Below are 10,658 nucleotides of genomic sequence, written 5' to 3'. Positions count from 1 at the left end.
CTACATCCTTTTGATGATGGTAATGGACGTATTACACGTACACTTACAGACCTTTCTTTAGCTCAAATGGATGAACAGAGCATTCGTTTATATGCTATGTCTACTGCGATATTGAATAAACGTAAAAGTTACTATGAGATATTAGAACAAACTCAAAAAAATGATTCTGATATCACCGATTGGCTAGTTTGGTTTTTAGATACATTGAATGATAGCCTTGAAAAAACCTTAGTACAGATCAATCGGACATTATTTAAAAGCCAGTTTTGGCATAAATATTCAAATTTAGCCCTGAGTGAAGAACAGCGCAAAGTCCTCAATCGTTTATTAGACGGTGGGGAAAATGGCTTTGAACATGGTATTAGCGCGTCACAATATCAAAAAGTTGCTAAAACAAGTAAGGCGACAGCTACTCGTCATTTATCTGACTTACTTGAGAAAGGTTGTATCGTCAAATTGGAAGGTGGGGGACGTAATACACGCTATCAGATCAATACTCAGTTATAGAAATTTAAGACATAAAAAAGCCCGACAGGATGTCGGGCTTTTTTATGTCTTAAATCTGGATTTCGTGTAAGAGATTTTATGTTAAATAGATTTATTTTGTTCTGTAATGTGGATCACTTCTAATAATTATTTGTTCAAAGTTAGCCTCATAAAATTGAGAAATTTTTTCAACTTTAGAGCGTATTAGAAGACTTTTGTCCAAATAAATTACTAGTTTATTTAATTTTGAATTAAAAATAGCTCTTCCTCTTGGAATTTCTTCATATTCTATATATTTCAAATCATTCATCCTGCTTTGAAGAACTTTCCAATACTCTATATGAGCATAATTACTATCGGCTAACCCTATAGAGTCAATATCTGAAAGAGCGAAATCATGTGCAACTCCTAAGACCTCATCTTTCCAATACCAAAAAATTCCAATCTTCATATGGCATACCTATCTTTATATAATATTCTATATACTAGACCTCTTGCGTTAGTCAAAATTTAATCAGTGATAATTGTTGATTTTTAAATAAATATCAAAGTCTAAAATAGTTAAAAATGATACTTTCGCAAGAGGCCTAATATTAACTTTATTTAATGGATATAAAAATTGATTGAATACACGCCAAAATTGGAAAAGTTAAAAGAGTATTTAGACCACTTATCTGTTGCTGAAAAAGAATGTTTACATGATTTGAGTTACCCATTTATCCCTAATTTTGATCCTTTATTTGATTTCTCGAAGAATAAAGTGCTTATAGTTGGTCAAGAAACTAAAGGATGGCAAGGGCGGTTAAAAGATTTCCTAAATGATGATATTAGCTTTGAAAATGTGATTAAAAAAAGTAAAGACCGCCATGCTGAATTATATGGACAAACAAAAGATCAAAGTCGTTTTCTTCAATTTTTGAGGAAAGTTAAACAGATTAATAATAATGAACCTGTACAGTGGTTAAACTTTTACTTCTTTGACTATAAGAAAAAGTCTTTTAATACATTCAGGAAGAAATCTGAATATGAAGAAATTTCCGTACATCTAGAAAAATTATCTATTCAAAATTTGTCTGAGCAAATAAAACGATTAAAACCTAAAGTTATTTTTTTCACTGGTCAATATCACAATAATTTCCCTAAACTTGAAGAAAGTTTAGAACTCTTAAGCAACGAGAAAATAATGACTGGAGAGCATGTAGATAAATTTACTATGCGTATCTGGAATAATGAAACCCTTGTACTTCGAGTGCCTCATCCAGCCCATTGGAGAGCATCTTCAAATGAAGCACGAAAGGTAGCATTGAAATACTTTAAACTTTTTGATGCAAGCAAAAATATTGATGATTTTAAAGCTCAAATTAGAGTTAGTAATTGATATCATTTTTACTAATATTTCTAAAATCAACCTAATACACCTTATACGAAATTAAAAATGGGAGCCTAAGTTCCCATTTTTATTGATGATTTTTTAATTCTTTGAGCATAGCATCCCGTAAGATTTCATTCATACGTGTTTGATAACCTTTTCCCTGTGCTTTGAACCAAGCAAGCACATCAGCATCTAACCGAATTGAAGTTTGTTGCTTTACTGGACGATAGAATTGATTGTGGAGTACAACATTACTCCAGTCGGTAATTTCAGGAATATCTGATAGATCTAGCTGATCGTCAGGAACCGTTCCCTTAGCAAGCAAGCGTTCAATTTCAGCATCTTGCTTGTCGCTGAATTTTTCATTCAGTTCTTTGCGTGAGTATCTAACCATGCTCATATTTATCTCGCTCTGCTTTAGTTACCTGTCTTGCACTAATGATTCGTATGATTTCACAGTCATCTTCATCAAAGATGGTATGAGCTACTAAGAGCATTAGTACGCCTTTCACTTTTCCAATGGTCTGCCAACGTTCTTCGCCATCGGTATGTCTGTCCTGGATTGAGATCCTTAGAGGATCTTCAAAAACAAGGCTTGCTGTTTCGAAAGAGACATCGTGCTTTTTCTGATTCTTTCGATTCTTTGCCCCATCCCATTCGAAATACTGTTCCATAAAAAACATTCAAATTTGTATATACAATAATGTATCACAAAATTGTATCACTCAAGCTGAAAAGCGTAATTTTTAGTCAAAATTATTGGCAAGAACTATCAAAAACGATCATAAAAAAGCCGACTTGTTTCCAAGTCGGTTGAACGAGAACGTTCCAGAGGGTATGAATAACGATAAGATACTGATCTTAAAGTAATATTAAAAACACGTTTCGTATAAGCTCTATTATGTTAAATGGGTTCTAAAAAAGGCTTTAATTCTGTTGAAGAATGTATGTACAGAGGATGCCCAGGTTCTCCACTTTTATTTAATTTAAGATAATGGAGCTTATCTTTTAGAAGTTGTTTTACAAAAGTTGATCTGTCTTTAAATATTCCAGCATTTCCCCAACAAGCAATAAGTTGATGAGATTCTGTAGCTAATTGCTGCAAGTAAGCATCATTTTCAGGGCCAATTGGATCTTCCTGAGACATCATTTCTTGTGGATCAGTGGCTCTATATGCAAAAAGATTAGCCATGTAGATGCCACCACCCCCCCAACTTTTAGCAAAGTTAATACAGCGATTGATAGTTGGATCATCTTGAATATGATCTGCTGTTGAAGGATTTAGGCCAATAAATGTAAATATAGGTTTCTCTTTATCCCAAATACGCCAAAGTGAATAACGATATTTACTACAATCTGAAATTATTGCACCCTTTTCCATAAACCCCTCTATTTAAATATATGATTATGTATCTTGTATCATAACCTCTAATTCTTATGAAAAAGAAAGTGAATTTAATTCATGGAGATATCACAGAATTTCCAGTAGATGCTCTTATTAGTTCTGCAAATAAATCTTTATTAGGTGGGGGTGGCCTAGATTATATCATTCATAAAAAAGCAGGATCTCTGATGAAAGAGGCTTGTATCCATCTAAATAAAACAAAAGGTGGTTGTCAGACTGGCTGTGCAGAAGTAACCGTTGCAGGTGACCTACCTGCTAAATTTGTTATTCATGCGGTTGCTCCTAGATGGCTAAATGGTGAAAAAAATGAACCACAATTATTGTGTAATACTTATAGTAGTGCTTTAAGAAAAGCAGAGGAAATTAAAGCTCAAACAGTTTCTGTTCCGAATATGGGAACTGGGGTCTATAACTTTCCTAAGCAGCTAGCAGCAGAAATTGCTATAGGTACTATCTTGTCAGAATTACCTTTTTATAATGGAGTGAAAGAAGTCTTTTTTGTCTGCTATGACATAGTAAATTACGAGATTTATAAGGGCATATTAGAAAATATTGATGACCCTAAAATTGAAATCTTAATTTAAGTTTTCCTACAATTAACATAATACACGTTATACGAAATGCTCTAAATTATTTATTATAATTCATAGTCTTATCGTATAGTAAAAAGCCCAATCGCTACCGATTGGGCTTTTTTAATGATTTATCATGTTCCACGATCAATTATTGATCATTGTTCCACGACTTTGTGTAGTTCAGATTAACCATAGGGCAGGAAAAAACGGCTCAGAAAGCCACGTTTTTTAGGCTCAGGTTCAACCTGTTCAGGAACAGGAATCCGTTTATTAGTCCTTTCATCAGTAGTCAATCCGTCATGTTTCGGCTGATTTTGGATCTCCGCTTCTAAATGAGCTTCTTTTGATTGAGTAGTCAATCCATCATAGTTCGACTCACTTTTTGACCTATGGTCTGTTGTTATATCTAATTTTGGGTCGATGGAACTAGTTGTATTAGCTTTTGGAGCTCCTAATAGGCGTTGTATAGCTTCAATTTGTTCATCTTTGACATGTAACTGATCATTCTTAGCTTTTAGTTCCTCACGTTGGAATTGCTCACGCTCATGAGCCTGTTCAAGCTGTTTTTGAAGCATGTAAACCTGTTGTTCTAGTAGGTGAACTTCTGACAACTTTCGTGTTTCGGTTGTCTGTGAACTGGTTACATTTCTAGATGGTTCGCCAAAGACACGAATAGCTTCGGAAAGATCAATTTTACCGTCGCTATTCTTACTTAAATTACCTTTATTAATTTGCTTATAGATGGCTTGACGAGTCATTCCATAGAGGTTTGAAAGCTCAATAACAGATAGTGATTTCATCTTGTAATTTTGGTTGTCTATTATGTGAACTAAGATACATTAACAAATAGTCAACCGCTACATACACAATGAATCTTTATCCCTTAAAGCCTAAATTTTTAAGATGAGGAATAAGTGGTTTTTGTTGAATTGGATCTCGAAGCATATCTTTAATTCTAATGGCTAAGTCGTCATAACTTTCACCTTGTTGTGCTAGGTGAGATACTTCATGTAAGCGTGAAAGCTGATTACCAAACATATTAATTTGTGAATCTGTCAATTTATAAAAATTATTATGTTCGGATTTGTGCTCAATACTTTTTGATTTTTCTTTAAACGTGAAGTGGATGTGTGTGACTTTTCGACCTGTCTTTATCTGCTCGTAAGATACATTTAAAGGGCTATGTTCATTGATTTGATCTACAGCAGTATCAATAACCCATCTCTTCAAATCAGCAGACAATGGATATCTTTTTCCTAACTCCAACATGCTTCTTAAGGATTCGATGGAAATCTCTCTTTTTCCTATGGAACGATATTGGCTTAATAGCTCATAAATACGAATAGCATATGCGCTACTCATACCAGCAATGTCCGATAACGAATACTTAGTGAATTCACGACTTAGATTAGAAATGAACGGCAAAATTTCTTTAGAAAACCGAATTCCTACAACGCTTTTACTCTCTAAAAATCGTATGGATTGAATCCATCTCATTTTAATTGATTCATCATCAATAGCTAAATTAATTGATCGGTCATATAAGCGGTTTACACCATCTTTTAGATCTCTATAAGCTGTTTTTTCATGAACCCCAAGTTTTTTTAAATCATCAATAGTTACGCGATAAATTTCATCATCTGTAATGTCTTCAGCCCGACTAATCTTACTAATAGCAGCTAACACAATCCGTTGTTCTGTTGAGCTAAGTTGATATGAAGCCTCAATTACTTGATTTGATTTAACGATCAATTCTTTTTTAGATGTACTCATAATTTTAATTTCGATAAACTAACTATGAGTAATATAATTCTCTCATAGTTAGTAGTCAATCCCTCATAGTTAAGTAGTCAATCCCTCATAGTTAGTAGTCAATCCCTCATAGTTAGTAGTCAATCCCTCATAGTTAAGAGCTGAAAGCCCTTCTATCAAAGCCTTTCAGAGAGCCTAAAAGATTTAAAAGATTTAAAATATAATTAAAAAGGGATTATGAAAAATTGCCCTATGTTTTCGCTACGCTCAAACTCTATTGAACTTCGCTTTCGCTCAGTTCGAAGGGGCAATTTTTAGCAAATACGTAGAATCAATTCTGAAAAAGAAAAAGCAACTCGGAATTCGCTTCGCTCATGAGTTTTTATCCTCGCTTTGCTCGGTCTAGAAGCAAATAAAGTTTGTTCGCACCCATTCGGGATGCTCTGTACTTACCGTTTAAAATCGAAAGGGAGCTTGTAATCAGGGAAAAGGCAAGGGCGAAATTTTGATGGTGTTCAATCGCTCGTAGACACTCGCTCGGTTTAAACCTATTTGAGTCAAAAAGAAAAGTACAAAGCGAACGGAGTGTGAGCGACATAAAGATAAATCGCTTACTTCCCTCTCTGATGACTGCTTTTGCTGAATTGGATCTGTGACAGTTTGGACTATCGTTCCCGGTCTTTGGATGGTGTTCGACTTCGAGTAGGTTCTAGATTTCTTTGTCTTTGCCTAATTTGTTCCTGTTGTTCTTTTTCTTTCAACATTTCTCGATGCAAAGTAGGATTTTTTTCAGCCACAGCCTTGTAGTCCTCATGGCTAACATAAGGTTTTTGTTCTTCCAAATGAGAAATTTTAGTTTTGTTCGTATCAAATCTTCGTTTGATATTATTTAAATTTCCTCTGATCTCTGCTTGCTCTTGTTCCCATTTGACCTTGCCAAAAAACATAGGCTTAGGTTTCTTAGACAATTCGGTTTGCTTTGCATAATCCGATTTAAGCTCTTTCATTTCTGCTCTGAGTTTATCGATAACTTTTTGCTGTTTTTGACGTGCCAATTGCTCCGTAAGCAAATTAAATTGCTGTGTAGCACTTAAATTAGGTTTTTCTATGCGCGTAGATGGCTCTATTTTGCGATCTAAGGGCTTTTCTTGTGGTTTTGGTGTTTCTGCCTGTTTTGGTGTTTCCATCGTGCTAGAGAGCTTTCTGATCGTTTCTAGGCTCATATCTAGTTTGTATTTGTCGATTTGGGATTCAGTAAGGCGGATTTCTTGCTCTAATCCTTTCAAAATTTCAGGCAAATGCTGTTTTTCTGTATTTTGCTGTTTGATTAAATCGTTTTTTAGGCTGATTTCGGTATCAATGCCCTGTCTGCGTAGTTGTGTGACCTTGCTACCTTCGTGAATGGTCGCCTGTAGTCCGTTGTCCTGATCTGCATAGCTACGGTGATCTACCTTAGACAAGTAGCCTGCTCGTGCCAGGTGTTGATTGGTGAGGTCGGCAAAGGTTTCTCGCCATTGGTTCACGGTCTGGCTAGAATTTTCTTTGTTAAAATCTCGATTTCTCTTTTTGGCAAAGTCGCCTGTTTCTAGGTCGATTTGACGGCCTGTAAACATGATATGAGCGTGATAGTTACGTTCATCACTTCCGCTTTGGGTGTGTGGAGCATGAATGGCTGCATCCACGATAACACCATGTCGTTTGACCAGTTCTCCGCATAATTCATTGAGCATTGCTTGACGTTGTTGGGCATTGAGTTCATGCGGAAAAGCAATTTCAAATTCTCTTGCTAGGTTTGCGTCTTTTCGACGTTCAACCTTTTCAACAGTGTTCCAAAGTTGATTGCGGTCGAGTAACTCAGGATTAACATTTTCAGGGGCATAAATTTTTGTAAATTCGACACCTGTTTTTCTTGTGTAATCCTGTTCTTTGCCTTGTCTTTCGTCTATCAGTTTTTCACCTGAACGATAAGCAGAACATGCAACGGCTGAACGTCCTGCACTTCGGCTTATTGTCTTGACTGAAAAATGATAAATTGCCATTTTGCCTTTGCTCTTAAATTCGATTTCGAATTTTACTAATCTATGCAGATTGGTTTGGGGTTGTAGGGGATTTTCTCCTGCCGTACTTCCATTGAAAAAATCGAAGATTATTTTCAATGGTAAAGTGCGCCCTTCGGGGAAAACCACGATAGCAGACAGTACCTTGAATTTCAATTCATGTACGCTTATGCTAGCTGTAGTTTTTTAGGTATTAGAGTGACGATGAAAGTAGAATCTTTAGAACAACAGATTGCTAAACAAGAAGAACGCTTAAAACAGCTTAAAGCACAGAAGCAAGCTGTTCTCGCTCGTGAAAAAGCCAAGAAAAAAGAACAAGAGCGAAAGGATGATACGAGACGTAAAATTCTATTGGGTTCTTACTTGCTGAAGAAGATGGAAAATGAAGCTAATAAGGAAAAAATACTCGCTGAAATGAACGAGTATTTAACTGAAGAAAGAGACAGAAATTTATTTAATCTTTAATGTTTTAGCATTCAAATTTCGTATAAGAGATTTTATGTTAAATAAATAAGTAAAAGCCCCGAATCACGGGCTTTTTTGTAGAGTGTATTATCTTAATTTTAGAAAAATTTTAAATTTAAAATCCGAATAATTGGCCTATTTCTAATCTGCTGTAACCACGTTCTTTGAAAATCAAACAGCGTTGTCTAATTGTGAGCCTGAATACTTACCTAAGGAAATATCTGGGTAAGATAAGGGAGAGTGTGGAATTGTTAGCTTTTTAAACTGATTCTCTCAAATATTCGTCTTTTGTCTTATATCTAAATTTTTTACCTATCGGTAAAATAATTGTACTCATAACCTGCTAAGGATAGTGGGTAATAAGCGTTTAAGGACTAAGTATCAATTAGAGCCAAAATAGCTAATTTACATTGGAAAGTAAGTGATTAAGAGAAAACTAACAGCGCTTAATAAGCCTTATAGTTCCGAGAGAGACTATAAGGCTTTTTTATGAAATATAATTTTCTTTTATCAAAAAAATAAATATAACTATTAAAAAAACTTGATTATTTTTCTTTTTACTGTATATTTAACTCAACTAGAAAAAAAGTCTCGTTTCGGTAAATCTTCCTTAAGTATCGCAGTTTTAGTCATAATCCTTCGTTTTTAGATTTTAAGTTCCATTCTTTATTATTTTCCAAGTTATAATCGGTCAATATAATGACTAAAAATTATTAAAAATCAGTAGGATATATTATGTCAAACTCAAATGTTGTTAAAGGTACTGTTAAGTGGTTCAACGAAACTAAAGGTTTTGGTTTCATTCAACAAGAATCAGGTCCAGACGTTTTTGCTCATTTCAGCGAAATCGCAAGTTCAGGTTTCAAAACCTTAATGGAAGGCCAGCAAGTTGAATTCAGTGTAGCTCAAGGTCAAAAAGGACCGAATGCTGTAAATATTGTTGCTATCTAAGTAATAATAGACAGTAATAAAAAGCACTCATGAGTGCTTTTTTTATACTTCAAAATTTGTTTTAAAAATTAAAATTTTTCTAAAAAATAGGATGTAATTTGTTGAAATTAAGTAATTTAATTGCAAAATCTAAAAATGGTACTGAAATTATTGTTTCATTAATTCCTCTTCATAAAATGCAAAATACACGTCAAGGTTCAAAAAAAATCGAAGTAGGTAAAAGAGTCCTTCTTTCATCTGGAATCGAGGTTGATTTAAATTTGGATGGCCGTACATTTTACACTTCTTTAAATCAGCTATTTAAATTAAGTCATAAAGTTGCTTAGAGCCAACATCAACAAGTATTAAGAATTGGGGTAGATTTCTGCCACTATAATTTTATTAAGGGGATATATATGTTTAAACAGACTCTCAACGTAAAAGACCAGTTTGGGGTTAAACAAGCTATTCAAGCAACAGTAGATCATCATTTTGCCGATACGCAATCTCACTCAAATATAAGACATATCACCGTTGATGGAGAAGATATTCGACCTAGTTTTGAAATGTTTTTTCAAAGTACTGTAAGTGGAAAAATTTTTAAAATTTTATAGATAGTATTTTAAAACCAATACGATACGCATTGTAAGAAACGAGAGCTAATAGCTCTCAGGTCATCCCCCTAAAAATAATTGAGTTTAAAAGTAGAAAATACAAATATTCTCAAATGATCTCTATTTTTTGGAAAAACATATCAAGTTTGTTTATAAAAAAGCCGATATATTTCTGTTATTCACCAATTAAAATGTCCTATAAAAAATGAGCTGATTAATTATCATATTCGGCTCTTGTTATGAGCCGAATAAGTGCTATATTCAACTCATCTGAAATTTTAGATGAGCGATTGAAAATGCAGAAATGGATTTGGCAAGCAGAAAACTGGACAAATTTTACATGGCTAGATTCAGTTATCTTACCTAAAACCAGACAGATACATCAAAAAATAGGGATTATTCTGGGGCAAAGTCAGCATGATTTAGCAAAAGAGCAATTCACCCTAGATACTCTGCTTGCCAATCTTGTTGCTTCATCTGCGATTGAAAACGAAACGATCAATGTTTTTTCACTACGATCATCTCTAGCTCAACGCTTAGGTGTCACACTTGAACAGCCTTATCCAAGCTCAGATCGATCAGAAGGTTTAGCCAATATCATGCTAGATGCGCTTAACGATGTTAAGCAACCATTGACTGTTAATCGTCTCATGCAGTGGCATCGTTGGCTTTTCAATGACCCAGATTGGACAATGCACCGTTTACGCATTGGTCAACTTAGGGGGGCAGAGCCTATGCAGGTCGTTTCAGGTCGATTGGACTATCCTAAAGTGCATTTTGAAGCACCGCCAAGACAAGGCTTAGAAGAACGCTTAAATGCCTTCATAGATTGGTTTAATCAAAGTCTAAATGATTCATTGCTTGATCCTCTGTTACGTGCAGGTATTACCCATTTATGGTTTGTTACCCTACATCCTTTTGATGATGGTAATGGACGTATTACACGTACACTTACAGACCTTTCTTTAGCTCAAATGGATGAACAGAGCATTCGTTTATATG

Annotated in this window: 14 protein-coding genes and 1 pseudogene; 8 read left to right on the top strand and 7 right to left on the bottom strand. The window is 34.6% G+C overall.

The genetic code is table 11. From position 1 onward, the window contains the following. Positions 1 to 507, top strand: a pseudogene (locus AXW61_RS16885) (Fic family protein); the annotation flags it as partial. A 91-nt stretch (positions 508 to 598) separates the two neighbouring features. Here the strand turns inward: AXW61_RS16885 and AXW61_RS16880 are convergent. Then, positions 599 to 937 carry a hypothetical protein gene (locus AXW61_RS16880; RefSeq protein ID WP_062035473.1) on the bottom strand — a complete coding sequence of 113 codons (339 nt, stop codon included), beginning with the start codon at positions 935 to 937 and terminating at the stop codon, positions 599 to 601. Between the two features lie 168 nt (positions 938 to 1,105). Between AXW61_RS16880 and AXW61_RS16875 the strand changes: the two genes are divergently transcribed. Beyond that, positions 1,106 to 1,864, top strand: a complete 759-nt coding sequence (locus tag AXW61_RS16875; protein ID WP_057691016.1) for a hypothetical protein — start codon at positions 1,106 to 1,108, stop codon at positions 1,862 to 1,864. A 79-nt stretch (positions 1,865 to 1,943) separates the two neighbouring features. Here AXW61_RS16875 and AXW61_RS16870 read toward each other — a convergent pair whose 3' ends face one another. The 3 genes from AXW61_RS16870 to AXW61_RS16860 form a co-directional block, all read right to left on the bottom strand. Further along, positions 1,944 to 2,258: a BrnA antitoxin family protein gene (locus tag AXW61_RS16870; RefSeq protein ID WP_057691017.1), complete on the bottom strand. Its 315-nt coding sequence runs from the start codon at positions 2,256 to 2,258 to the stop codon at positions 1,944 to 1,946. Continuing rightward, on the bottom strand, positions 2,245 to 2,532 hold the full coding sequence (locus AXW61_RS16865; protein ID WP_062035471.1) for a BrnT family toxin: 288 nt from the start codon (positions 2,530 to 2,532) through the stop codon (positions 2,245 to 2,247). Before AXW61_RS16865 ends, AXW61_RS16870 begins: the two co-directional genes overlap by 14 nt. Positions 2,533 to 2,762: 230 nt before the next feature. Continuing rightward, positions 2,763 to 3,239 carry a DUF1643 domain-containing protein gene (locus tag AXW61_RS16860; RefSeq protein WP_033134783.1) on the bottom strand — a complete coding sequence of 159 codons (477 nt, stop codon included), beginning with the start codon at positions 3,237 to 3,239 and terminating at the stop codon, positions 2,763 to 2,765. 56 nt (positions 3,240 to 3,295) lie between these two features. Here AXW61_RS16860 and AXW61_RS16855 point away from each other — a divergent pair, with 56 nt between their 5' ends. Continuing rightward, a complete protein-coding gene (locus tag AXW61_RS16855; protein WP_062035469.1) occupies positions 3,296 to 3,847 on the top strand; it encodes a macro domain-containing protein in 552 nt (183 codons plus the stop codon). A gap of 176 nt (positions 3,848 to 4,023) precedes the next feature. On the opposite strand, the gene AXW61_RS16850 is transcribed toward AXW61_RS16855, so the two are convergent. The 3 genes from AXW61_RS16850 to mobQ form a co-directional block, all read right to left on the bottom strand. Further along, positions 4,024 to 4,638 (bottom strand): plasmid replication DNA-binding protein, encoded by a 615-nt coding sequence (locus AXW61_RS16850; RefSeq protein WP_062035467.1) that lies wholly within the window; start codon positions 4,636 to 4,638, stop codon positions 4,024 to 4,026. Positions 4,639 to 4,714: 76 nt separating this feature from the next. Further along, the gene (gene repM / locus AXW61_RS16845; RefSeq protein ID WP_171254101.1) at positions 4,715 to 5,614 is read right to left on the bottom strand and encodes a replication initiation protein RepM; all 900 of its coding nucleotides are present in this window, start codon (positions 5,612 to 5,614) and stop codon (positions 4,715 to 4,717) included. Between the two features lie 641 nt (positions 5,615 to 6,255). After that, positions 6,256 to 7,803 carry a MobQ family relaxase gene (gene mobQ / locus AXW61_RS16840; RefSeq protein ID WP_276204024.1) on the bottom strand — a complete coding sequence of 516 codons (1,548 nt, stop codon included), beginning with the start codon at positions 7,801 to 7,803 and terminating at the stop codon, positions 6,256 to 6,258. A gap of 48 nt (positions 7,804 to 7,851) precedes the next feature. On the opposite strand from mobQ, the gene AXW61_RS16835 reads away from it, so the two are divergent. The 5 genes from AXW61_RS16835 to AXW61_RS16815 form a co-directional block, all read left to right on the top strand. Then, on the top strand, positions 7,852 to 8,112 hold the full coding sequence (locus AXW61_RS16835; RefSeq protein WP_062035464.1) for a hypothetical protein: 261 nt from the start codon (positions 7,852 to 7,854) through the stop codon (positions 8,110 to 8,112). A 735-nt stretch (positions 8,113 to 8,847) separates the two neighbouring features. Beyond that, on the top strand, positions 8,848 to 9,063 hold the full coding sequence (locus AXW61_RS16830; RefSeq protein ID WP_004637138.1) for a cold-shock protein: 216 nt from the start codon (positions 8,848 to 8,850) through the stop codon (positions 9,061 to 9,063). A gap of 98 nt (positions 9,064 to 9,161) precedes the next feature. Further along, positions 9,162 to 9,389: a hypothetical protein gene (locus AXW61_RS16825; protein ID WP_004637137.1), complete on the top strand. Its 228-nt coding sequence runs from the start codon at positions 9,162 to 9,164 to the stop codon at positions 9,387 to 9,389. Between the two features lie 69 nt (positions 9,390 to 9,458). After that, positions 9,459 to 9,656 carry a hypothetical protein gene (locus AXW61_RS16820; RefSeq protein WP_004637135.1) on the top strand — a complete coding sequence of 66 codons (198 nt, stop codon included), beginning with the start codon at positions 9,459 to 9,461 and terminating at the stop codon, positions 9,654 to 9,656. A 296-nt stretch (positions 9,657 to 9,952) separates the two neighbouring features. Beyond that, positions 9,953 to 10,658, top strand: a 706-nt coding sequence (locus AXW61_RS16815; RefSeq protein WP_155858688.1) for a DUF4172 domain-containing protein, incomplete at its 3' end; no start/stop codon positions are given.

The sequence above is a fragment of the Acinetobacter sp. BMW17 genome, from assembly GCF_001592855.1.
GTDB classification, from domain to species: domain Bacteria; phylum Pseudomonadota; class Gammaproteobacteria; order Pseudomonadales; family Moraxellaceae; genus Acinetobacter; species Acinetobacter johnsonii.
The sequence above is the reverse complement of the archived record's forward strand: the minus strand, read 5'-3'. Positions and strand labels throughout refer to the sequence as shown.